The following is a 21,269-nucleotide window of genomic DNA, read 5'->3' as shown; positions in this document are numbered from 1 at the left end:
GGGGGCAACGTCGAGCACCGCGGACTATTCCCTTCGTGTCGGGCTGTGTCGTCCCGTGACCGGCGTCACAGTTCGCGCAGCAGCGTCTCCTCGGTCCGCCGGTAGCCGAGGCTCTCGTACAGCTCGACGGCAGCGGCGTTGAAGCCGAATACGTGCAGCCCGATCGAGTCGGCGCCGAGTCGTCGGGCCTCGCGTTCGGCAGCGTGCATCAGCTCGCGCCCGTACCCCTTGCGGCGCTGATCTGCGGCGACCTCGATGTCGAGCACGAACGCATGCGCATGTCCGTCGCGTTCGCGCATGCCGAGCCAGAGGATGCCGACCTCGACACCGTCGACGGTCGCCGTGAAGAGCTCCTGCCCCGGGGTGGCGAGTCCGTCCGGCAACTCCTCGACCAGCTGACGGTGCGACTCCGCCGCGGCGTCCTCCGGGGAGAACCGACCGGATGCCACGAGGTCCTGGGCGAATCCCGCTTCCGATGCCGTGACGAAGCGGGGGAACCTCTCCGCGGTCATCGGCAGCACCTCCACGTGTGCGGCGACATCACGCGAGGGCAGCGGCTCGAGCACCATCTGGATCGACGCGACCGTGAAGCCGCGATCGTCGACCAGCGCGTGACCCGCCGCATCCTGCGGGAGCAGCGGCACACTGATCTGCGTGGCGCCCATGTCGTGTGCGATGGTGAGGATCCGCGCGACCAGCTCGTCGTTCTGAGTGCCGGTCAGCTCGGTCTCGACGGCGAGGTCGAGGAGGAACAGCTTCGTGCCGGCGAGCACCAGCCACAGGGTGCCGAGCTCGCGCCGGCCCTCGTCGAGGATCCGCATGACCCGTGCCGTCGGCGTCGCCGCCCCGTGCGGCAGCAGCTCGTCGAAGTATTCATCGGCGAACGCGACCGCATCATCCCCGACACGCCTCCCCGATGCGCGGTTGCCGTCGATGAGGCGCTGTCTGGCCGCGCCTCGCCACTCGTCGAAGCGTCCAGCGGGCAGGGGCTTCAGATGCACGGGCATGCATCCATCCTGCACCTCAGCTGCGGGTGAGCGCGTCCTCGGCGGCGACCCAGGCGAGCATGGCGCACTTGACCCGCGCCACGTACTTCGACACCCCGCCGAGGGCCGCGGCATCGCCGAGCAGCTCCTCGTCGGGCTCGATCTTGCCGCGGGAGCGCATCGTCTCGCGGAACGCCGCGATACGCACCTCGAGGTCTTCGACGCTGAGTCCTTCGGCGAGTTCGGCGAGGAGCGAGGCGGAGGCCTGCGAGATCGCGCATCCATGGCCCTCCCACGCGATCGCCTCGACGCCCCCGTCGGGACCACGGTGCACCTGCAGCGTGATCTCGTCGCCGCAGGTCGGGTTGAGCTGGTGCGACTGCGCCGGGATCTCGTCACGCAGCCCGTAGCCGTGCGGGGTGCGCGAGTGATCCAGGATCAGCTCCTGATACAGGTTCTGCAGGTCGCTCATGCGCCCCTCCGGAAGAAGTCGATCGCTCCGGCAACGCCCTCGATCACGGCATCCACCTCGGCCTCTGTCGTGTACAGGTAGGTGCTCGCCCTGGTGGACGAGGTGACGCCGAGGCGTCGGTGCAACGGCTGGGCGCAGTGGTGTCCGACGCGCACGGCGATGCCGAGGTCGTCGAGGAACTGCCCGACGTCGTGCGAGTGGATGCCGGCGACGTCGAAGCTCGCGAGCCCCACGCGCGGCAGATCGATCCCGGCACCGAGCACGCGGACCCCGTCGATCGCGCTCAACCCGTCGACGAGCCGACGCCCGAACGCGGCCTCATGCGCGGCGATGCGCGGCATCCCCACCTCAGTCAGGTAGTCCACGGCCGCGGCGAGCGCGATGGCCTGCGACACCCGCTGCGTGCCGGCCTCGAACCGCTGCGGCGGCGGCAGATACTCGGCCTCGGTCGTCGTGACGGTGGTGATCATCGAACCGCCGGTGAGGAACGGGGGCATCGCGGCCAGGACCTCGCGCCGACCGTAGAGCACCCCGATGCCGGTGGGACCGAGCATCTTGTGCCCGGACAGCACGGCGAAGTCGACGTCGAGCGCGCGCACGTCGAGCGGCAGGTGCGGTGCGGACTGGCAGGCGTCGAGCAGGGTCAGGGCGCCGACCTCGCGGGCCAGGGCGACCAGGCGCTCGACCGGGTTGATCACGCCGAGCACGTTGGAGACGTGCGTGAACGCCACGAGCTTCGTCCGGGCCGTGATGAGTTCGGAGGCGGCGTCGAGCCGCAGTGCACCGTCGTCGTCGAGAGGGATCACCTTCAGTGTCGCGCCGGTGCGGGCCGCGAGCTCCTGCCACGGGATGAGGTTCGCGTGGTGCTCCATCTCGGTCGTGACGATCTCGTCACCCTCACGCAAGCGGAGCCGCTCGGCGGCCGCTCCCCCGCGCCCGAGCGACGCGTTCGACAGCGAGTAGGCGACGAGGTTGATCGCCTCAGTCGCGTTCGAGGTCCAGACGACCTCGTCGTCGTCGGCCCCGATGAAGCGGGCGAGCGTGCTTCGAGCGTCTTCGAACAGCTCGGTGGCCTCGGCGGCCAGAGTGTGCGCCCCGCGGTGCACTGCCGAGTTCATGGTGATCGAGAACTCGCGCTCGGCGTCCAGCACGGCCGACGGACGCTGCGAGGTCGCGCCCGAGTCGAGGTACACGAGCTGATGCCCCCGCACCTGCGTGTGCAGGATCGGGAAGTCCTCGCGGATACGCCGCACCTCGGCCTCGCTCAGAGGGGCGATCACGTCGACACCGGAAGAAACGCTCATCGTTCCAGTTTCCCACCTGCGAGCCCGGGGTGGGCCCGCGGGTCAGCGCCCGTCGAGCGTCTTCGCGTCGGCGACCTCGTCGTAGCGGTCCTGCGCGTCGAGCACGTCCTCCACGTGGGACTCCGCCCAGACCTGCAGCGCCTGGAGCGGTTCATGCAGGCTTCGGCCGAGCGGGGTGAGCAGGTAGCGCGAATGACCGTCGTCGCCGACCGCTCGCTCCAGCATGCCGTCGCGTTCGAGGGCACGGAGCGTGTCGACGAGCACCTTCTTCGTGATCCCATCCATCCGGTGGTGCAGCTCGCCGAAGCGCAGCGGCTGCTCGTGCAGGAGGACCACGATCATCGCGGTCCACTTGTTCGCGATGCGGGCGAGCGACGCCCGAGACGGACAGCTGGCGGAGAACACCGTCCACGTGCGCGACATGCGCTGCTCCTCCCGGTGACGTTGAAGTAACCGCGCCCTCGGCGAGACGCTGGATGCTCCAGAGTACCGACCACACGAGAAGGAGCATCATGTCGGCGATCGACGTTGTAGGACAGTACGGTGCGGCCCTGGCCGCGGGAGACATGGGGGCACTGGCGGCCACCTTCCATCCGGATGCCGTGTGGCACCAGCCCGGCGCCAACCAGGCATCCGGCGACCACGTCGGCCCCGACGCGATCCTCGCCCACCTCGGCCGCTTCATGGAACTCAGCGGCGGCACGTTCGTGCTCGAGACCGACTCGGCGACGGAGGCCGGCGACCTCGTCTCCGCCACCGTGCGCTTCCGTGCGCAGCGCGCCGGACACGATGACCTCGACCAGCACGGCGTCGACGTCTTCCGCATCGCGGGCGACCGCATCGCCGAAGTCTGGCTCATCAGCGAGGACCAGGAGGCGGAGGACCGCTTCTGGGGTCAGGGCTGACCGACCGGCGTCGGGCGGTCGCACTCTCGACCGCTCGACGCCCGCGCCCCTAGGCTCGACCCATGATCGCCCCGGACACGCTGCTCGCCTTCGTCGTCGCGGCGTTCGTCATGGTCGTGATCCCCGGTCCGACCGTGCTGTTCACGATCGGCCGGGCCATGGCTCTCGGGCGGATGGGCGGGTTCCTCAGCATCCTCGGCACGGCGATCGGCTCGATCGTGCTGGTCGTCGCGGTCGCGCTCGGCGTCGGCACGATCATCGCCCAGTCGGCCGTGCTGTTCACCGTCGTCAAGGTGCTCGGCGCCGGCTACCTGATCTTCCTCGGCATCCAGGCCATCCGGCACCGGAAGGATGCGGCGCGCGCGATGATCGCCGCTCCGGCGCGGCGCTCGGGATGGCGGCTGCTCACCGAGGGCTTCGTCGTGGGAGTCACCAATCCGAAGTCCATCGCGTTCTTCCTCGCGATCCTGCCGCAGTTCGTCGATCTGCACGCGGGTTCCGTCCCCGCGCAGCTCTTCCTGCTCGGAGTGATCGTCGTCGTCATCGGCGTGACGTGCGATGCCGTCTGGGTGCTCCTCGCCAGCGCCGCCCGCGACTGGTTCGGCCGCTCACCTCGCCGCATCGAGGCGATGGGTGCGACCGGCGGCGGACTAATGATCGCGCTCGGGGCTTTCCTGCTGGTGTGGAGCGAGAAGCCCGCGACCGCGTGACCGCCCGGCCCGGCCCGGTCCTGCTCACATGCGGGCGAAGCGCGCCCGGGCGATGCAGAAGACCCCGTAGATCGCGAAGCCCGCGCCGACCGCCCCCAGGATGAGTCCGCCGAGCGGCAGCTCCAGCAGACTGTGCAGCGCGGCGTCGAGCCCCGCGCCCTTCTCCGGATCCTGCGTGACGGCGGCGACCACGAACAGCACGCCGGTCACGGCCACCGCGATGCCCTTGCCGAAGTAGCCGATGACCCCCAGTGTCACGATGCCGCCGCGTGCGACGCCCGATGGCAGGTCGAGCAGCTTCTCGAAGCCCCGGGTGAAGCCGCCCACGACGAACCCGATCCCGACTCCGACCACGGACAGCCCGATGACGACGAGGAGCGCCACCCCGCCGGGGGCCGCCAGCACCACGGAACTGAGAGTCTTCGATGCCGTCTCCGAGTCGGCATTGCCGCCCAGCGCGTAGATGAGGGCCATGCCCGCGACCACGAGGTAGGCGAGGGCGATGCCGAAGAGCTTGACGCGCTGCCCCCACTTCTTCGTCTCGGCGGGGTCGGCGGCGAGGAACGCACTCGCGATCTGCCACACGGCCAGAGCGATCAGCCCCGTGGCGACGAGCACGAGCAGCAATCCGCCGACCGGGTTGTTCCGGATCTGCTCCATCGCCCCGTCCTGGTCGGCGTCGCCCGAGGCCCCCGCGGCGATGGTGATGGCGATCGCACCGATGATGACGTGGATCAGGCCGAGGACGACGAACCCGACACGGGCGATGCGGCGGAAGGCGGTGGACCCCTTGGCGACGCGCGCAGCGTGCTTGACCGTGCTCATCATTGAAGGGTATCGCCGAGGACCCACCCGGCGGAGGGGCTTGCTTTCCCGGCGCCTCTCGGCATCAGGCGCTCGACGATACGGGCTGCCGGAGGATGGTGCGCAGCTTCGCCGGATCGGTGCGACGCAGGTCGCTCAGGTAGATCTCGTGATGCAGCCCGGTCATCGTCAGGCCGTGCTCGGGGATGAAGCGGTGATGCAGGTCGTCGAGGACCGGCCCCTCATCGTCGAACGGACCGACGTGCAGAGTCTGCACGCTCATCCCCTCGTCGAGGGTCTCCAGCCGCACGGAGCCGAGTGCGGGCACCGGCTCCTTCTTCTTCGCCGCTCTCTGCGCCACGGACTCCACCGCGTCGGCGAACATCGAAGACGTGATGTGGTCGCCGACCATGATCATCAGCGTCCACTGCCAGGCGGACTTGTCGCGATGAGTGGTGAACGACTCCATGTCCGATGCGTGCCAGAGCCCTTCGAGAGGCATCACGACCGTGTCGATACCGAGCTCGTCGCGGCTCGCGAACTTGAGCGTGTAGGCCAGGGGGAACAGAGCCGAGACGGCCTCCGCATAGGCCGAGGAGGTGTTCGGGTCTCCGGCGCCGTCGATCATCAGGTACTGCATCGGCGGGACCTCGAGGATGCGGACCTGACCGCGCTTCGCGCGATACGCGTCGAGCGTCTTCTTGGGATCGATCGCCGCCATGACGGGCCTTCCTGGTTCGTGTGCCCAGTGTGACACGGGGCACAGACACCGGCTACCGCCCGCCCGAGTTAGCTTCGAGTCTCGAAGGTAATTCGGGCTTCTGTCGGTCTCGGACGGCAAAACTCCGGTCGCTGGCGACGAAAACCGGGCCGTGCACCCCGGTGCTCGAATGATCACGAAACGATCACGTTCGCTTGACTTCGAGTCTCGAACTCAAGAAAGTGATCCGAGGCGGATCCCGAATGGCCGGGACGCCCACCCTCCGGACTTCGGCCGGAGGACGCATTGCACAGCAAAGGAGCTCGGAATGAAGAAGAAGTACGCACTCGCGGCCCTCGGTCTCGCGGGAGTTCTCGCCCTCGCCGGTTGCGGCGGAGGAGGAGCCGGCTCCGCGGGCGGCGGCGAGAAGGCTTCCGGCGACAAGGGCGACCTGCTGATCGGCGTGTCCATGCCGACGCAGACCTCCGAGCGCTGGATCGCCGACGGCACCGCCGTGCAGGAGGGGCTGGAGAAGGCCGGCTACCAGGTCGAACTGCAGTATGCCGGCGACGACATCCCGACGCAGGGCCAGCAGATCGACCAGATGATCACCAAGGGCGCAGACCTCCTGGTCATCGCCGCGATCGACGGCACCGCGCTGTCGTCGCAGCTCGACGCCGCTGCGGCAGCGAAGATCCCGGTCATCTCCTACGACCGCCTCATCCGCGACAGCGAGAACGTCGACTTCTACGTGACGTTCGACAACTACAAGGTCGGCGTGCAGCAGGCCACCTCGCTGCTGGTCGGCCTCGGCGTGCTCGACGAGGACGGCAAGGACACCGGAGAGAAGGGCCCGTTCAACATCGAGCTCTTCGCGGGCTCGCTCGACGACAACAACGCGCACTTCTTCTGGCAGGGGGCGATGGACACGCTGCAGCCCTACATCGACGAGGGCGTGCTCTCGGTGCCGTCGGGTCAGACCGACATCGAGCAGGCGGCGATCCTGCGCTGGCAACAGGAGACCGCGCAGAAGCGCATGGAGGATCTGCTCACCTCGACGTACGGCGGCGGCACCAAGCTCGATGGAGTGCTCTCCCCCTACGACGGGATCTCGCGCGGCATCATCACGGCACTCCAGGGCACCGGCGGTTTCGGCGCGACCATCGCCGACGGTCTCCCGATCGTCACCGGACAGGATGCCGAGATCGGCTCCATCAGCCTGATCGATCAGGGCGTGCAGTTCGCGTCGATCTTCAAGGACACGCGCAAGCTCGCCGAGCAGTCGGTCGTCGTCGCGGAGGACATGCTCGAGGGCGAGGAGCCCGAGGCGAACGACACGGAGACCTACGACAACGGCGTGAAGGTCGTGCCGTCGTACCTCCTGCAGTCGGACATCGTCTACAAGGACAACATCACCCCGCTGCTGGTCGACTCGGGTTACTGGACCCAGGCCGAAGTCGACTCCGGCGTCGCCGAGTAATCATCGCTCCGGGGCGTGACGTCGACACGACGTCACGCCCCTCTCGACGGAAAGGAGCCGGTTCATGACGACACCGGTACTGCAGATGCGGGAGATCGAGAAGAGCTTTCCCGGCGTCAAGGCGCTCCAGGGCGTCGACCTCGATGTCCGCCGCGGCGAGATCCACGCGATCTGCGGCGAGAACGGGGCGGGGAAGTCCACCCTCATGAAAGTGCTGTCGGGTGTCTACCCGCACGGTGCGTACGAGGGCGAGATCGTCTACGAGGGCGAGGAGGCGAAGTTCGGATCCATCAGCGACTCCGAGCACGTCGGCATCGTGATCATCCATCAGGAGCTCGCGCTGATCCCCTACCTCAGCGTCGCGGAGAACATCTTCCTCGGCAACGAGCGTCGGGGGGCGGGCGGACTCATCGACTGGGACCGCGCGAACTCCGAGGCCTCGCAGCTGCTCGCCCAGGTCGGTCTCGACGAGAACCCCGCCACGCCGGTCGGCCAGCTCGGCGTGGGCAAGCAGCAGCTCGTCGAGATCGCGAAGGCACTGTCGAAGAACGTGCGCCTGCTCATCCTCGACGAGCCGACCGCCGCGCTCAACGACACCGACTCGGCGCACCTGCTCGACCTGCTCCGGCGCCTGCGCGACGGCGGGATGACGTCGATCATCATCTCGCACAAACTCAACGAGATCGACGCGATCGCCGACCGCACCACGATCCTCCGCGACGGCCGGTCCATCGAGACACTCGACATGAGCGATCCGGCCTCGACGCAGGACCGGATCATCCGCGGCATGGTCGGGCGCGACCTCGCCCACCGCTTCCCGGAGCGAGTGCCGGAACTCGGCGAGGAGGTGCTGCGGATCGAGAACTGGACCGTGCATCACCCGACCCAGCCGGGACGGATCATGGTCGACGATGCCTCCCTCACCGTGCGTGCCGGAGAGGTCGTGGGCATCGCCGGGTTGATGGGTGCCGGACGCACGGAACTCGCCATGAGCGTCTTCGGCCGCACCTACGGGCGGAACGCGAAGGGACGCGTGCTCGTCCGCGGCAAAGAGGTCGACACGTCGACCACGAGCGCCGCCATCCGCGCCGGGATCGCCTACGCGACCGAGGATCGCAAGAAGTTCGGGCTGAACCTCATCGACGACATCCGCCACAACATCACCCTCGCGTCACTGCGGATGATCAGCCCCGGCGGCTGGATCGACGCGAACCGGGAACTCCGGATCGCGGAGCAGTACCGCGCCGAGATGAACATCAAGACGCCCAGTGTGCTCCAGCTCGTGGGCAACCTCTCCGGCGGCAACCAGCAGAAGGTCGTGCTGAGCAAGTGGATCCAGACGGAGCCCGACGTGCTGATCCTCGATGAGCCCACGCGCGGCATCGACATCGGTGCCAAGTACGAGATCTACACGATCATCAACCGCCTGGTCGCGGCGGGGAAGGGCGTGCTCGTCATCTCGTCCGAGCTGCCCGAGCTGCTGGGCATCTGCGACCGCATCTACACCCTGGCCTTCGGCAGGATCACCGGCGAGCTGCCGGCCGCCGAGGCCACCCAGGAGAACCTCATGCAACTCATGACTGTCGAAAGGACGGCCGAACGATGACCGGCGTCACCAACCTGTTGAGCCTCGCCACGCGCAACCTGCGCCAGAGCGGCATCCTCGTCGCCTTCATCGCGATCGTGGCCTTCTTCGCCATCCTGAACCCGACGTTCCTCTCCCCGGGGAACCTCACGAACATCGTGCTGCAGTACTCCTACATCCTGATCCTCGCGATCGGCATGGTGATCGTCATCATCGCCGGTCACATCGACCTCTCGGTCGGCTCGGTCGTCGCCCTCACGGGTGCCACCGCCGCGGTCCTCGTGATCCGGATGCAGCTGCCCTGGTGGGTCGGCGTCATCGCCGCACTCGTGGTCGGCCTCCTGGTCGGGGCATGGCAGGGCTTCTGGGTGGCGTTCGTCGGCATCCCGGCGTTCATCGTGACGCTCGCCGGCATGCTGCTCTTCCGCGGCCTAACCTTCATCGTGCTGGGCAACGTCTCGCTCTCGCCCTTCGGCGGCACCTATTACTCGATAGCCAACGGATTCTTCAACGGACTCTTCGGCGGCTACGGGGTCGACGTGTTCACGCTCGTGATCTTCGCCATCGGCGTGGGCGGCTATGCGGTGTGGCAGGTGCGCAGCCGACGCTCGAAGGTCGCGCACCAGCAGTCGGTCGAGGCGCTGGGCTGGTTCATCCTGAAGATCGCCCTGATCGCGGCCGTCGTGATGTGGTTCGGCTACCAGTTGTCCACCAGCCGCGGTCTCCCCTTCGTGCTGATCCTCCTCGCGGTGCTGATCATCGCCTACTCGGTCATCACGCAGAAGAGCGTGTTCGGGCGTCACGTCTACGCGATCGGCGGCAACCTGCACGCCGCACTGCTGAGCGGCGTGAACGTGCGGCGGGTCAACTTCTGGATCTTCGTGAACATGGGACTGCTCGCCGGTGTCGCCGGCGTCGTCTTCTCCTCGCGCACGAACGGCGCGCAGCCGGGAGCGGGGAACATGTTCGAGCTCGACGCGATCGCTGCCTGCTTCATCGGGGGCGCCGCGGTCACCGGTGGCGTGGGGCGCGTCGGCGGGGCGATCGTCGGCGGTCTGATCATGGCGGTGATGAGCAACGGCATGCAGCTCATGGGCCTCGATCAGGCGACACAGCAGGTCGTGAAGGGCCTGGTGCTCCTGATCGCCGTGGCCTTCGACGTCTGGAACAAGCGTCGGGCGGGGGCCGCCCGCTGACCCCGGCGGTGCCGATCCCACGCGATATGCTCCCGCTATGAGCAGATGGTCGAGCGGTTCCCAGTCGGGATTGCGCGAGGCCAACACGGCCAAGATCGTCGACGCGGTCAAGCGCTTCGGCGGGCTCACCCAGGTCGAGCTCGCCGAAGCGACCACCCTGTCGACGGCGACGGTGTCGGCGATCGTGAAGGAGCTGTCGCTCTCGGGTCTGGTGGAGACCCATCCGACCTCGCGGAGTGGCCGTCGCGCACAGCTCGTCACCATCGCCCGGCGTGCCGGGCTGGTGGCCGCCGTCCACATCGGAAGTCGCAGCATGCGGGTGCGTCTCAACGACGTCGGGCAGTCCGTGCTCGCCGACCGGTCGATGCCGCTGCCGGCCGACCACGCCGAGGACACGGTGCTCGATCGCATCACGCTCCTCATCATCGAGATGCTGGACATGATCGCGGCGCAGGCCGACGAGCTGATCGGCCTCTGCATCGCGATTCCGGCGCCGATCGACCCCGACACCGGTCTGGTCGCCTATCCGGGCGTCATGAGGCGGTGGGAATCGCAGCCCATCGCCGCGGTCGTCGAACAGCGCCTCGGATGCCCGGTGCTGGTCGAGAAGGACGCCAACCTCGCCGCGCTCGCCGAGGCGACGCTCGGCACGGCACGGGACGTCGCGGACAGCCTGTTCATCAACGCCTCGTACACGACGAGTGCCGGCGTGATCATCGATTCGCGGCTCTACCGCGGACGCGGGGGCACGGCGGGTGAGATCGGACACGTGCAGGTCGACCCCGCCGGATCCATCTGCCCCTGCGGGCAGCGCGGTTGCCTCGAGACCGTCGTCGGAGCCGAGGCCGTCACGGCACCGCTGCGGGCCGCCTACGGCCAGGTCACGTTCAAGGACGTCATCGCCCGTGCCGCCGCCGGCGACCCCGGCTGCGCGCGGGTCGTGTCCGATGCGGGCGCGACGCTCGGCCGTGTGGTCGCGGGTGTCTGTCAGACGCTCGACCCCGAGATCATCACGATCGGCGGCGAGCTCACCGACGCCGGCCCGGTCTTCCTGCTGCCGTTCGGCGCCGCCCTGCGCGAGCACGCGCCGCAGCGCCGCGCTCCTCGCCGCGAGCCGATCCCCGCGTCGTTCGGTAAGGACACGGTGCTCGTGGGCGCGACCATCCACATCCTGCAGTCGACCGATCCGTCCCAGCTTCTCGAGGGCCGCTCATGACTCTCTCGGCGTCGCAGGCGGAGCCGCTGCTCACCCTGCGCGGCATCACGAAGCGCTTCGGTGCCGTCGAGGCGCTCACCGACGTCGATTTCACGGTGAACGCGCGCGAGGTGGTCGGTCTCGTCGGCGACAACGCCGCCGGCAAGTCGACGCTGGCGAAGGTCATCGCGGGTGCTCTCACCCCGACATCCGGCGAGATCCGCATCAACGGCGAGCGCGTCGACATCTCCTCCCCCGCCGAGGCGAACCGACTCGGCATCGCGACGGTCTTCCAGGACCTCGCCGTCTGCGAGAACCTCGACGTCACGGCGAACGTCTTCCTCGGACGCGAGCTGCGCACCTCCAAGGGCATGCTGCGCGAGGGCGAGATGGAGAATGCGACCCGGCAGGCGTTGACCGATCTGGCGGCCAACATCCCGTCGACCCGCACGCCGCTCAACTCCCTGTCCGGTGGCCAACGACAGGCCGTGGCGATCGCGCGCACCCTCATCAGCCAGCCCCGGTTGGTCGTGCTCGATGAGCCGACCGCTTCGCTCAGCGTCGCGCAGACCGCCGACGTGCTCACCCACATCGAGCAGCTCCGTGAGCTCGGGCTGGGCGTCGTGTTCATCAGTCACAACATCGCCGACGTGCAGGCGGTGTCCGACCGTGTCGAGGTGCTGCGGCACGGCCGCAACAACGGCAGCTTCTCCAGCCAGGACGCCGCCTACTCCGATCTCATCGCCGCGATCATCGGTACCTATCGCCCGCCGAGGAAGGGCGATGCCCCGCGCTGATCGACGTCGACGCGGGGCATCGGGTGTTCAGCCCTGCTCGACGGGCAGCCAGAGCTCGCACGACGCGGAGTCGCCGGTGAACTCGAGGTAGCGCACGATCGAGGGGCCGGGCCGCAGCCGCCACGGGTTCGAGGGGAACCACTCGGTCGCCGTGGCCGCCCACAGGTTCTGCAGGGTCGCCGGGAACGGACCCCGCGCGGCGAAGACCGCCCAGGACCCTTCGTCGAGGCGTAGGGAATCGAGGTCGTCGGGCACCGCGGTGGTGTCCTGCAGCGCGACGCCGTGCAGGTATGTGAGCGGCGTGCCCTCCGCAGCATCCGGCTCGATGTCGGCGGTGATCGCGAGGATCCCGGCCGGTTCGGCGTCGGCGAGCGCCTTGAGGCGCGCGTGCTCCTCAAGCGGGATCGCGGCGATGTGCGCCTGGATGTGCGGGTTGACGCCCTCGTGGATGAGCGGGACCTCGGCGGCGTGACCGGCGAGGACGAACGCGGGACGGTGGGTGATGGTGACGTCCATCGGGGTGCTCCCTTCGACGCTCAGGCGGAACCGGAGCGTGGGTTGTGTACGGAGAGGACCCCCGTCTCGGCGCGCGTCGGCCGGTCCGATACCGTGCACGGCACGGAAGGCGCGACCGAAAGCCTCGACCGAGCCGTAGCCGTGGCGCACCGCCACATCGAGCAGGCTCGAGGCGCCGGCGGCGAGTTCCGCGCCGGCGAGCGTCATGCGACGGCGCCGCACGTACTCCGAGAGCGGCATGCCGGCCAGCGCCGAGAACATCCGCCGCAGGTGGTATTCGGTCGTGCCGTGCTCGCGTGCGAACCCGGCGACGTCGATCTCGTCGGAGCGAGTGGCTTCGACGAGATCGACCAGGGCGTTGAGCGTTCCGATCATGAGGTCCTCCTTTCCCCACCATCGTCGCCGCGCCAGGGACACCGACACCCGACTTCTCCGGTCGGATGCGATCGGCTCGCCGTCAGCGCGCGGTCACAGCTCGACGGGCGGTGCCGGCTCGTTCTCGGCGGCCTCGGGATGACGGGCGAGATTCACGATCGCGGCGACGAGGCCGCCCCAGATCGTGACCATGGCGATGATCATCATGACGATCGCTGTCGTGGTCATGCGCGTTCTCCCTTCTCCGGCGTCGCGACGATCGGAACAGCCGACGTCTCCGCATCCGGCTCGTACTGCTCCTCGGCCAGGAACTCGTCGTACTCCGGGTCGTCCTTCGCGTGCGAGCGTCCGCTCCACGGCAGCGCCGACAGCAGCAGCGCCAGCACGACGAGGGCGATCACCATGCCCCAGCCGAAGATCGCGAGGAACCACCCCGGATACCCGCTGTACGGCTCATTGATCTTCGTCATGAGCTCGCTGACGAGCAGATAACCGAGCACGAGCGGCGCGAGCACGCCGACGAGCAGCTTCCAGAGCAGTCCGACCCGGAAGCTGGAGCGGCGGTTGAGGTGCTCGACGAACACCGGGAGCTTGTGCAGCAGCCAGGCCACGATGATCACCGCCACCAGCGCGACGGCCATGATGCCGAACGCATTGACGAAGGCATCCGCCGTATCGAGCACCGACAAAGCCGTGGTCGTCGAGAAGAGCGCCATCGAGACGATCGCAAGCGGGATGGCCACCGTGAGCGTCGTGCGCACGCGCGCCCAGCCCAGCTTGTCCTGCAGCGCGGCGACGATCACTTCGAGGATCGAGATGAGTGAGGTGACCCCCGCGAACACGAGCGCGCCGAAGAACAGCACGCCGATGATCGAGCCCCCGGTGGCCTGCGAGACGATCGTCGGGAAGGCGATGAACGCCAACCCGATGCCGGAGGACGCGACGCCGGCGACCTCGGTCCCCTGTGCCTGCGCCATGAACCCGAGTGCGGCGAAGACGCCGATACCGGCGAGGATCTCGAAGCCGGAGTTCGCGAACGCCACGACCAGCCCGGATCCGGTGAGGTCGGTCTTGCGCTTGAGATAAGAGGAGTAGGTCACCATGATGCCGAAGGCGACCGACAGCGAGAAGAAGATGTGCCCATAGGCGGAGGCCCAGACGCCCGGGTCGGCGAGCGCCTCCCAGTTCGGGGTGAAGAACGCGTTCAGACCTTCCATCGCACCGGGGAGGAAGAGCGACTGCACCACGAGGATCGCGAACATCACGGTGAGCAACGGCATCAGGATCATGTTCGCGCGGCCGATGCCGCGCTTCACGCCGAGCGCCATGATCACGATCACGATCAGCCAGACCACGACCAGGGGGATGCCGACCTGCGGCACGAACTCGGTGGAGACGCCGACCTTCGCGACGTCCGCCGACCGCAGGAAGTCGATGAAGAAGAAGTCGTTCTCGTTCCCCGGCCCCCAGGTGAGCTGGGCCGAGAACCAGGTGTACATGGCCGCCCACGCGATGATCACCGCGTAGTAGACCGCGATCACGACGCAGATCAGCACCTGCCACCAGCCGAGGGGCTCGGCCGCCCGGTGCATGCGTCGGAAGGCGAGTGGCGCCGACCCGCGGAACCGGTGCCCGATCGCGTAGTCGAAGAACAGCAGCGGGATGCCGGCGGTCAGCAGCGCGCACAGATAGGGGATGAGGAAGGCCCCACCGCCGCCCTCATAGGCGACATAGGGGAACCGCCAGATGTTCCCGAGGCCGACCGCAGATCCGATCGCCGACAGGATGAACACGTTCCGCGATCCGAAAGCCTCGCGTTTATGGGTCTGCGTCGATGCGGTGGCCATGCCGGTGAGACTACCGGAGGGCCACGACGAACGCAGCACACCTCGTCGGCGTCGCCCCGCACCCTGGTGCCCCTTCACATTCGGCGTTCAGAATTTGTGAACCGCGATCACATACTCTCGAACGGTCGGGGGATCTCTGGGGAGAGCGAATAGCCATGAACGTGAACGACCTGCTCATCGGCGTACCCGGCGCGCTTCCGCCACTCCCGGACGGGGAGAATCCGTTCCTGACGGATGATGCGCTGGTGGGCTCCCAGATCACACGGATCCTCGTCGATGTGCTCGGCGGGACTGTCGGCGTGCTCCTGGAACTGGGGCAGTCGACACGTCTGCGCGGCACCACCGCGCTGCTGCGGGTGACCGGCGTGGTGCAGCAGAACTGGCGCAGCACGCCGACGGCGAACGAGTTCACCGCCTGGTCAATCTCCGGGCTGACCGTGCAGCAGCGCGATGACGAGTTCCACGTCGTGATCGACTGCTTCCCGGTCGGAGCCCTGCTGGTGGTGGGCGCTGCGGCCGACTTCACCCTTCTCCACGCAGTGGCGCCCGATGTCGTACCACCCGATGACCATTTCGACCCGCGCGCGCTGATCCGCTTCGGCATCGCGGACGAGTCGACGGAGGTCGAGCCCATCGGCAGTGCGCGCTCGGCGGGCAGCTGCTGCTGAGAGAAGAGGATCGATCCGCCGCGCTCTAGATGAGCGCGTCGGCGAGCTGCTGAAGTCCGTCGAATCGACCGTCGAACGTGTCTGACGGAGTCGGCGGGTCTCCCACCGGGCGTCGCACATAGGCGGTGCGCATTCCCACCGCTTGCGCACCCCGCAGATCCCAGGCATGGGCCGCGACCATCAGCACTCGCGACGGATCGCCGCCCGCCGCCTGCACGGCCAGAGCGTAGACCTCGGGGACCGGCTTGTAGGCACGGACGGCGTCCGCCGAGAGCGCCAGATCCCATTCCAGACCCGCGTGCGCTCCCAGCCGATGCAGCGTCTTCGTCGTCGCATTCGACAGCCCGAACACGCGGAACCTCTGCGCGAGTCGCGCGACACCGTCGGCGGAGTCATCCCAGGGTGGAAGCCGCTCGGCCGCGGAGGCCAGTCGATCGATGCGGGCCTGGTCGTCGAGCCCCGCCGCTTCAGCCACCCGCAGCGCTGCCTCGCGATCGAGGCTCTCGGTGTCGGCGTAGTCGCGTGCGCCCCGCGCGATGCGCGCCTGCTCACGTTCGATGTGACCCTGCCAGATGCCGAGCAGCTCTTCGGAGTCGCAGCCCGGGCCTCCCGCTTCGGCGATGGCGGTGCGGAGACCGCGGGGCTCGTCGACGAGGGTGCCGAGCACGTCGAAGACGACGGTCGTGATGTCGCGCAACATGCTCTCGAGTCTGCCGTGAACCACAGACGACCGGGGCCGCGAACGAAGAAGAACAGTGCGGAGACGAGGGGATTTGAACCCCTGGTCCCCGTGAGGGGACTCCACCTTAGCAGGGTGGTGCACTCGGCCGGACTATGCGACGTCTCCGTGGATCCGACCCGAAGATCGGATGCACTCAGCCATCATAACGGGTTCGGCGGACAGTCTCGAACCGGGGCCGCGGTTCCCCTCCCGGCCGACGCGCACGCCATTGAGAGGGGATGCACTCCGGCGCTGGGATACTGGCCGCACATCGTGGACGACGCGTCCACCGCACCGAAGTGGAGTCGACATGCCCCGGACAGAAGCGGTGGACGAACAGCACCTGCGCGGTCGGCTCGGCCGCCGGTGGGATGACCGCGCTCTCGGGTACGGGATCGTGCTCGTCCTGCTCATCGTGTCGTACGGCCTGTGCGCGATACAGCCCAGCACCGACCCGAGCCCTTGGGCATTCCTCCCCATGCTCGCCACGGTCGCCATGGTCTTCCACGTGACCAGGGCCCGACGCCTGGTGCAGCGGGTCTCCTGGGTCGTGCTCTCCGTCGCCGGGATCACCGCCGTCGTCGCCGATCTCTTCGGGCTCAACGGGCCGCTGCTGGCCATCCCGCTCTCGGCCGCGTCGATGATCGCGCTGCTCGTCGCCCCCTGGGCCATCATCGCCCACCAGGTGACCCGGCACGGCCTCAACCTGGAGGCGCTGCTGGCGGCGATCACCGCCTACATCCTCGTCGGCATGTTCTTCGCCTTCGTGTACAACCTGATGTCGCAGATCTCGGCGGATCCGCTGTTCGGCGAGAAGTGTCTCGACTCGCTCGGCAACCAACTGTTCTTCTCCTTCACCGCGCTCACCACGACCGGTTACGGAAATCTGGTGCCGGTCGGCACCGGCGGTCAGGCGGTCGCCATCGCCGAGGGCATCACCGGTCAGCTGTTCCTGATCACGGCGGTCGCGCGGATCATGCGGGGCGCGAGCGCGAAGCGCGCCACGACCAGCGACGTCTGAGGGCGAGCCGCTCCGTCCCCGCGCCCCTCGCCCGAAAAGGGTGACGTGAACCACGTCGAGCCCGTCGTGCGCTGCCACGATGAGCGATGCGACGCCGCCCGCACCCGACCCCGGGGATCCGCCCCGGTCACCCGGATCCCGCGCCGTCATCAGACGGGTACGAGGTGCGACATGGCCGGTGACCGAAACGCCGACGGGCGCGACGACTTCGCGGCGCCGGATGCGGTCGCGCCGGAGTTCGTCCTCAGACGCAACCGGGGACGCGACGCGCGCACCCGCGCACCCCGCTCGCAGCAGGGGCCGTGGCTTCCGGGCGCGGATCGCCCCGACCCGGTCGCGCTTCTCGAGGGGCAGGCCACGACCCGGGATCTCGACATCGTGCCGCTGCGATACGAGCGGATGTCCGCCTCGCCGTTCGCCTTCTTCCGGGGGTCCGCGTTGCTCATGGCGTCGGATCTCGCCACCGCCGCGCACACCGGCATCACCGTGCAGCTGTGCGGCGACGCCCACCTGTCGAACTTCGGCCTGTTCGGCACGCCGGAGCGTCGGCTGCTCTTCGACATGAACGACTTCGACGAGACGTTCCCCGGGCCGTTCGAGTGGGACCTGAAGCGGCTGGCGACGAGCTTCGCGGTGGCCGGACGCCATCGCGGGTTCACGGCGGCCGAGATCGAGGCGTGCGTCCGCGCCTCGGTCATCGGGTATCGGAAGACCATGCGGCGAGCGGCCGACGCCCCGGTGCTCGACGCCTGGTACGAACGGTTCGATGCCGACAGCGCACGCAGACGCATCCGTGCCGAACGAGACCGGCGACGCGCAGACGACGAGACGGTCGCGCGGCTTGACGCGGCCGTGAAGAAGGCGCGCAAGCGCCACCGGATGCGCGCGTTCGCGAAACTGGTGCACGTCGTGGACGGCCGGCTGAGGATCATCCCGAACCCGCCGCTGGTGACGCCGGTCGAAGATCTCCTTCCCGGAGCCGTTCAGGATCTCGACGAGGTCGGCATCATGCGCGATCTCCTCGCGGCGTATCAGGACACGCTGCCGGGCGACCGGCATCCGATCTCCGAGTACCGCTACCGACACATGGCCAGGACGGTCGGCGGGATCGGCAGCGTCGGCACGCGCGCCTGGATCATCCTCCTCAGCGGCAGAGACGACAGAGATCCCCTGTTGCTGCAGGCGAAGACCGCGCAGCCGTCGGTGCTCGGACGGTTCCTCGGCCCGGGCACCCACGACAGCGAGGGAGAACGGGTCGTGCGCGGGCAACGGCTCATGCAGGCAGCCAGCGACCTCTTCCTCGGCTGGCAGCGGGTGACCGGCACCGACGGCGTCACGCGCGACTTCTATGTGCGCCAGCTCCACGACTGGAAGGGCGGGATCGATCCGGAGACGATGACCCCGAGAGGGGCTGCGCTCTACGCGCGCATCTGCGGCGAGACCCTCGCACGCGGGCACGCGAGGAGCGGAGACCGCCTCGAGGTCGCCGGCTACCTCGGCCGGGGCCGGGCGTTCGAAGAGGCGATCTGCGCCTTCGCCGACGCCTACGCCGATCAGAACGAGGAGGACTACGCGACCTTCCTCGCTGCCCGCGCCTCCGGGCGACTGCCGACGATGGGTTCCGGGGAGCCGGGACGGTGAGCGCCTCCGCACGGACAGCGAGGTCCCGCATCGAGGAACGGCGCCCCGATCTGCTCTTCAGCGGAGCATCCGGGTATGCGGTCGTCGCCGCGCTGGTCGTCGTCTCGTATGCGCTGTGCGCCGCGCAGCGTGGCCCCAACCCGAACCAGTGGGCCTTTCTGGTGACCCTCATGACGGTCGCCGTGGTCTTCCGGGTCACCGCCGCGCCCCGCATTGTGCAGCACGTGGCGTGGGTGATCCTGTCGGCCGCCGGGGTGGCCACGATCGTGGCGACGCTCTTCGGCGCGAGCGGGCACATCCTCGACATCGCGTTCTCCGCGGCGACGATGATCGCGCTGCTCGCATCCCCCGTCGCTATCATCGGGGACCAGGTGAAGCGCCGCGGGCTCAATGCCGAGGCACTGCTGGCGGCCGTCACGGCCTACGTGCTGGTCGGCCTGTTCTTCACCTTCGTCTTCAATCTGCTCTCCCTCGTCTCCTCCGAGCCGATGTTCGGCGGCCCCGACGACGACTCCCTCGCCAACCAGCTCTTCTTCTCGTTCACGACGCTCACGACCACCGGCTACGGCAACCTCGTCCCCGCGAATGCGACGTCGCAGGCGGTCGCGGTCGCGGAGGCGATCACCGGTCAGTTGTTCCTCATCACGGCGGTCGCGCGCATCATGCGCGCCGGCGCGATCGCCGCCACCCCTGCTGCACCGTCGAAGGAGTCGTCATGAAGAGATGGGGCGTCATCGCCGTCCTCGGATCCGCCCAGTTCGTGATGGTCCTCGACGGCACCGTGATGAACGTCTCGATCTCGACCGTGGTCACCGACCTCGACACCACCGTCGCCGCGATGCAGGGGGCCATCACCTTCTACACGCTCACGATGGCCGCGTTCATGCTGCTGGGTGCGAAGCTCGGCGACGTGTGGGGGCGCCGCAGGGCGTTCGTGATCGGGTCGTGCGTGTATGGAGTGGGATCGCTGATCACGGCTCTGAGTCCGAACGTGCAGTTCCTGTTCCTCGGCTGGTCGATCGTCGAAGGGCTCGGCGCCGTGCTCGTCATCCCGGCGATCGCAGCGCTCGTCGCGGACAACTATGTCGGTCGCGAACGGATCACCGCGTTCGCGATCATCGGCGCCGTGTCCGGGGCGGCCGTCGCTGCCGGGCCCCTGATCGGTGGATTCGTGACGACGTACCTCGACTGGCGCTATGTCTTCGTCGCCGAGGTCTTCATCATGATCGGCGTCGTGCTGTGCGCGCGGATCGTCACGGATCCGACCCCGAGGCAGAGTGTGCGCATCGACATCCTCAGCGTCGCGCTCTCTTCGCTCGGACTCGTGGCCGTGGTGTTCGGCATGCTGCAGTGCAAGACGTGGGGATGGGTCCTTCCGCTGAATCCGCCCGTCGTCGGCGGTGTCGTCATCGCGCCGCTGGGCATCTCCCCCGCCGCCTGGCTCATCGTGCTCGGGCTCGTGCTGCTCGCGCTGTTCCTCTCCCGGCAGCGGAGCCTCGAGCGCGCGGGACGGGCGCCCCTCGTGCACGTGGGGATGTTCTCGATCACCGCCCTCCGCAGCGGGCTGTCGGTGCTCGGTGCGCAGTACACGGTCACCGCCGGCCTGTTCTTCATGGTGCCGGTGTACCTGCAGATGACGCTCGGTCTCGACGCCCTGGAGACCGGCATCCGGATCTTCCCGCTGTCGATCGCCCTCGTGCTGTTCTCCATCGTCGGCACCCGGCTCTCGCGCATGCTGTCGCCGCGGACGATCGTGCGGATCGGTCAACTGGTGCTCGTCGTCAGCGCGCTCATCCTGCTCGGTTCCGCCACCAGCGATCTGCGCAGCGGATTCTTCGCCACCGGGATGTTCCTCGCCGGCGTCGCGCTCGGGTTGCTCGCCTCGCAGCTCGGCAACGTGAACATGTCGAGTGTGACCGAGAAGGAGACGAGCGAGGTCGGAGGCCTCCAGGGCGTGTTCCAGAACCTCGGCTCATCGCTGGGAACAGCGCTCATCGGCTCGATCCTCATCGGCGCACTGTCGACGTCGTTCGCGTCGGGGGTCGCGGCGAGCGATCTGCCCGACGCCACGAAGACGACCGTGGCGACCGCGACAGAGCACGGCGTCACGATCGTCCCCGCCGCGGACGTCGCCGCCATCGCCGAGGACGCGGGTCTGAGCGACGCGGATGCCGACACCCTCGCAACGGTCTATCGCGACTCGCAGCTGTCGTCGCTGCGCATCGCGTTCTTCGGGCTGATCCTGATCAGCCTCCTCTCGCTCCTCTTCTCGAAGGGGATACCGAGCGCGAAGGACGTGCATCGGCCCCGCCGGGAGACGACGGCCTGAGGCCAGAGCGGGCGCGA

General features: G+C 68.4%; 22 protein-coding genes and 1 tRNA gene. 12 read left to right on the top strand and 11 right to left on the bottom strand.

Annotated elements, in window-relative coordinates; translation table 11 throughout:
- Positions 1-65: 65 nt before the first annotated feature.
- The 4 genes from GZ67_RS20040 to GZ67_RS0103565 are packed head-to-tail and all read right to left on the bottom strand — an operon-like array spanning position 66 to position 3,185.
- A complete protein-coding gene (locus GZ67_RS20040; RefSeq protein WP_051662313.1) occupies positions 66-1,007 on the bottom strand; it encodes a GNAT family N-acetyltransferase in 942 nt (313 codons plus the stop codon).
- Positions 1,008-1,023: 16 nt separating this feature from the next.
- Entirely contained in the window at positions 1,024-1,458 is a 435-nt protein-coding gene (sufU, locus tag GZ67_RS0103575) for a Fe-S cluster assembly sulfur transfer protein SufU (protein ID WP_029263774.1), read from the bottom strand.
- Positions 1,455-2,762 (bottom strand): aminotransferase class V-fold PLP-dependent enzyme, encoded by a 1,308-nt coding sequence (locus GZ67_RS0103570; protein ID WP_029263773.1) that lies wholly within the window; start codon positions 2,760-2,762, stop codon positions 1,455-1,457. Before GZ67_RS0103570 ends, sufU begins: the two co-directional genes overlap by 4 nt.
- Before the next feature lie 42 nt (positions 2,763-2,804).
- Positions 2,805-3,185: a winged helix-turn-helix transcriptional regulator gene (locus tag GZ67_RS0103565; protein WP_029263772.1), complete on the bottom strand. Its 381-nt coding sequence runs from the start codon at positions 3,183-3,185 to the stop codon at positions 2,805-2,807.
- A gap of 89 nt (positions 3,186-3,274) precedes the next feature.
- Between GZ67_RS0103565 and GZ67_RS0103560 the strand changes: the two genes are divergently transcribed.
- Together GZ67_RS0103560 and GZ67_RS0103555 are read left to right on the top strand one after the other, a co-directional pair.
- Positions 3,275-3,667 (top strand): nuclear transport factor 2 family protein, encoded by a 393-nt coding sequence (locus tag GZ67_RS0103560; protein ID WP_029263771.1) that lies wholly within the window; start codon positions 3,275-3,277, stop codon positions 3,665-3,667.
- 62 nt (positions 3,668-3,729) lie between these two features.
- On the top strand, positions 3,730-4,377 hold the full coding sequence (locus GZ67_RS0103555; RefSeq protein WP_029263770.1) for a LysE family translocator: 648 nt from the start codon (positions 3,730-3,732) through the stop codon (positions 4,375-4,377).
- Positions 4,378-4,401: 24 nt separating this feature from the next.
- On the opposite strand, the gene GZ67_RS0103550 is transcribed toward GZ67_RS0103555, so the two are convergent.
- Entirely contained in the window at positions 4,402-5,202 is an 801-nt protein-coding gene (locus tag GZ67_RS0103550; protein ID WP_029263769.1) for a DUF1206 domain-containing protein, read from the bottom strand.
- A gap of 64 nt (positions 5,203-5,266) precedes the next feature.
- Positions 5,267-5,902 (bottom strand): GyrI-like domain-containing protein, encoded by a 636-nt coding sequence (locus GZ67_RS0103545; RefSeq protein WP_029263768.1) that lies wholly within the window; start codon positions 5,900-5,902, stop codon positions 5,267-5,269.
- A 307-nt stretch (positions 5,903-6,209) separates the two neighbouring features.
- Here GZ67_RS0103545 and chvE point away from each other — a divergent pair, with 307 nt between their 5' ends.
- The 5 genes from chvE to GZ67_RS0103520 all read left to right on the top strand — a co-directional run bounded on the left by chvE (position 6,210) and on the right by GZ67_RS0103520 (position 12,134).
- Positions 6,210-7,361: a multiple monosaccharide ABC transporter substrate-binding protein gene (gene chvE, locus GZ67_RS0103540; RefSeq protein WP_029263767.1), complete on the top strand. Its 1,152-nt coding sequence runs from the start codon at positions 6,210-6,212 to the stop codon at positions 7,359-7,361.
- A 64-nt stretch (positions 7,362-7,425) separates the two neighbouring features.
- Positions 7,426-8,967 (top strand): multiple monosaccharide ABC transporter ATP-binding protein, encoded by a 1,542-nt coding sequence (mmsA, locus tag GZ67_RS0103535; RefSeq protein ID WP_029263766.1) that lies wholly within the window; start codon positions 7,426-7,428, stop codon positions 8,965-8,967.
- Positions 8,964-10,142: a multiple monosaccharide ABC transporter permease gene (gene mmsB / locus GZ67_RS0103530; RefSeq protein WP_029263765.1), complete on the top strand. Its 1,179-nt coding sequence runs from the start codon at positions 8,964-8,966 to the stop codon at positions 10,140-10,142. The genes mmsA and mmsB overlap by 4 nt, the downstream gene beginning before the upstream one ends.
- A gap of 37 nt (positions 10,143-10,179) precedes the next feature.
- On the top strand, positions 10,180-11,358 hold the full coding sequence (locus GZ67_RS0103525) for an ROK family transcriptional regulator (RefSeq protein ID WP_036304176.1): 1,179 nt from the start codon (positions 10,180-10,182) through the stop codon (positions 11,356-11,358).
- Positions 11,355-12,134, top strand: a complete 780-nt coding sequence (locus tag GZ67_RS0103520) for an ATP-binding cassette domain-containing protein (RefSeq protein WP_029263763.1) — start codon at positions 11,355-11,357, stop codon at positions 12,132-12,134. The genes GZ67_RS0103525 and GZ67_RS0103520 overlap by 4 nt, the downstream gene beginning before the upstream one ends.
- Positions 12,135-12,161: 27 nt before the next feature.
- On the opposite strand, the gene GZ67_RS0103515 is transcribed toward GZ67_RS0103520, so the two are convergent.
- From GZ67_RS0103515 to GZ67_RS0103505, 3 genes are all read right to left on the bottom strand, one after another.
- Positions 12,162-13,025: an AraC family transcriptional regulator gene (locus GZ67_RS0103515; RefSeq protein ID WP_029263762.1), complete on the bottom strand. Its 864-nt coding sequence runs from the start codon at positions 13,023-13,025 to the stop codon at positions 12,162-12,164.
- Positions 13,026-13,118: 93 nt separating this feature from the next.
- Positions 13,119-13,253 (bottom strand): methionine/alanine import family NSS transporter small subunit, encoded by a 135-nt coding sequence (locus GZ67_RS20340; RefSeq protein WP_081859865.1) that lies wholly within the window; start codon positions 13,251-13,253, stop codon positions 13,119-13,121.
- Complete coding sequence (locus tag GZ67_RS0103505) at positions 13,250-14,872, bottom strand: sodium-dependent transporter (protein ID WP_029263761.1); 1,623 nt, start codon at positions 14,870-14,872, stop codon at positions 13,250-13,252. The genes GZ67_RS20340 and GZ67_RS0103505 overlap by 4 nt, the downstream gene beginning before the upstream one ends.
- Before the next feature lie 155 nt (positions 14,873-15,027).
- Here GZ67_RS0103505 and GZ67_RS0103500 point away from each other — a divergent pair, with 155 nt between their 5' ends.
- Positions 15,028-15,540, top strand: coding sequence for a hypothetical protein (locus GZ67_RS0103500; protein WP_029263760.1), 513 nt, complete (start codon positions 15,028-15,030; stop codon positions 15,538-15,540).
- Between the two features lie 25 nt (positions 15,541-15,565).
- Here GZ67_RS0103500 and GZ67_RS0103495 read toward each other — a convergent pair whose 3' ends face one another.
- Both GZ67_RS0103495 and GZ67_RS0103490 read right to left on the bottom strand, forming a co-directional pair.
- Positions 15,566-16,240 carry a haloacid dehalogenase type II gene (locus GZ67_RS0103495; RefSeq protein WP_029263759.1) on the bottom strand — a complete coding sequence of 225 codons (675 nt, stop codon included), beginning with the start codon at positions 16,238-16,240 and terminating at the stop codon, positions 15,566-15,568.
- A gap of 58 nt (positions 16,241-16,298) precedes the next feature.
- Positions 16,299-16,387, bottom strand: a tRNA-Ser gene (locus tag GZ67_RS0103490).
- 184 nt (positions 16,388-16,571) lie between these two features.
- Here GZ67_RS0103490 and GZ67_RS0103485 point away from each other — a divergent pair.
- The 4 genes from GZ67_RS0103485 (at position 16,572) to GZ67_RS0103470 (ending at position 21,252) form a co-directional block, all read left to right on the top strand.
- Positions 16,572-17,282 carry a potassium channel family protein gene (locus GZ67_RS0103485; RefSeq protein WP_081859864.1) on the top strand — a complete coding sequence of 237 codons (711 nt, stop codon included), beginning with the start codon at positions 16,572-16,574 and terminating at the stop codon, positions 17,280-17,282.
- A gap of 171 nt (positions 17,283-17,453) precedes the next feature.
- Positions 17,454-18,923 carry a DUF2252 domain-containing protein gene (locus GZ67_RS0103480; RefSeq protein WP_029263757.1) on the top strand — a complete coding sequence of 490 codons (1,470 nt, stop codon included), beginning with the start codon at positions 17,454-17,456 and terminating at the stop codon, positions 18,921-18,923.
- Positions 18,920-19,642, top strand: coding sequence for an ion channel (locus tag GZ67_RS0103475; protein WP_051662312.1), 723 nt, complete (start codon positions 18,920-18,922; stop codon positions 19,640-19,642). Before GZ67_RS0103480 ends, GZ67_RS0103475 begins: the two co-directional genes overlap by 4 nt.
- A complete protein-coding gene (locus tag GZ67_RS0103470; RefSeq protein ID WP_051662311.1) occupies positions 19,639-21,252 on the top strand; it encodes an MFS transporter in 1,614 nt (537 codons plus the stop codon). The genes GZ67_RS0103475 and GZ67_RS0103470 overlap by 4 nt, the downstream gene beginning before the upstream one ends.
- The last annotated feature ends 17 nt before the right edge of the window (positions 21,253-21,269 follow it).

The organism is Microbacterium sp. Cr-K20 (assembly GCF_000708325.1).
Lineage (GTDB): Bacteria > Actinomycetota > Actinomycetes > Actinomycetales > Microbacteriaceae > Microbacterium.
This window is presented reverse-complemented; position numbering and strand designations above follow the sequence as displayed.

Excerpts from the sequence above, each read along its gene's own strand:
- GZ67_RS20040 (WP_051662313.1), bottom strand. The coding sequence starts at position 1,007 with ATGCCCGTGCATCTGAAGCCCCTGCCCGCTGGACGCTTCGACGAGTGG.
- GZ67_RS0103495 (WP_029263759.1), bottom strand. The coding sequence starts at position 16,240 with ATGTTGCGCGACATCACGACCGTCGTCTTCGACGTGCTCGGCACCCTC.
- GZ67_RS0103525 (WP_036304176.1), top strand. The coding sequence starts at position 10,180 with ATGAGCAGATGGTCGAGCGGTTCCCAGTCGGGATTGCGCGAGGCCAAC.
- GZ67_RS0103480 (WP_029263757.1), top strand. The coding sequence starts at position 17,454 with ATGGCCGGTGACCGAAACGCCGACGGGCGCGACGACTTCGCGGCGCCG.
- GZ67_RS0103570 (WP_029263773.1), bottom strand. The coding sequence starts at position 2,762 with ATGAGCGTTTCTTCCGGTGTCGACGTGATCGCCCCTCTGAGCGAGGCC.
- GZ67_RS0103565 (WP_029263772.1), bottom strand. The coding sequence starts at position 3,185 with ATGTCGCGCACGTGGACGGTGTTCTCCGCCAGCTGTCCGTCTCGGGCG.
- GZ67_RS0103520 (WP_029263763.1), top strand. The coding sequence starts at position 11,355 with ATGACTCTCTCGGCGTCGCAGGCGGAGCCGCTGCTCACCCTGCGCGGC.
- GZ67_RS0103545 (WP_029263768.1), bottom strand. The coding sequence starts at position 5,902 with ATGGCGGCGATCGATCCCAAGAAGACGCTCGACGCGTATCGCGCGAAG.
- mmsA (WP_029263766.1), top strand. The coding sequence starts at position 7,426 with ATGACGACACCGGTACTGCAGATGCGGGAGATCGAGAAGAGCTTTCCC.
- GZ67_RS0103550 (WP_029263769.1), bottom strand. The coding sequence starts at position 5,202 with ATGAGCACGGTCAAGCACGCTGCGCGCGTCGCCAAGGGGTCCACCGCC.
- GZ67_RS0103515 (WP_029263762.1), bottom strand. The coding sequence starts at position 13,025 with ATGATCGGAACGCTCAACGCCCTGGTCGATCTCGTCGAAGCCACTCGC.
- GZ67_RS0103555 (WP_029263770.1), top strand. The coding sequence starts at position 3,730 with ATGATCGCCCCGGACACGCTGCTCGCCTTCGTCGTCGCGGCGTTCGTC.
- chvE (WP_029263767.1), top strand. The coding sequence starts at position 6,210 with ATGAAGAAGAAGTACGCACTCGCGGCCCTCGGTCTCGCGGGAGTTCTC.
- GZ67_RS0103500 (WP_029263760.1), top strand. The coding sequence starts at position 15,028 with ATGAACGTGAACGACCTGCTCATCGGCGTACCCGGCGCGCTTCCGCCA.
- GZ67_RS0103485 (WP_081859864.1), top strand. The coding sequence starts at position 16,572 with ATGCCCCGGACAGAAGCGGTGGACGAACAGCACCTGCGCGGTCGGCTC.
- GZ67_RS0103560 (WP_029263771.1), top strand. The coding sequence starts at position 3,275 with ATGTCGGCGATCGACGTTGTAGGACAGTACGGTGCGGCCCTGGCCGCG.
- mmsB (WP_029263765.1), top strand. The coding sequence starts at position 8,964 with ATGACCGGCGTCACCAACCTGTTGAGCCTCGCCACGCGCAACCTGCGC.
- GZ67_RS0103505 (WP_029263761.1), bottom strand. The coding sequence starts at position 14,872 with ATGGCCACCGCATCGACGCAGACCCATAAACGCGAGGCTTTCGGATCG.
- GZ67_RS20340 (WP_081859865.1), bottom strand. The coding sequence starts at position 13,253 with ATGACCACGACAGCGATCGTCATGATGATCATCGCCATGGTCACGATC.
- GZ67_RS0103470 (WP_051662311.1), top strand. The coding sequence starts at position 19,639 with ATGAAGAGATGGGGCGTCATCGCCGTCCTCGGATCCGCCCAGTTCGTG.
- sufU (WP_029263774.1), bottom strand. The coding sequence starts at position 1,458 with ATGAGCGACCTGCAGAACCTGTATCAGGAGCTGATCCTGGATCACTCG.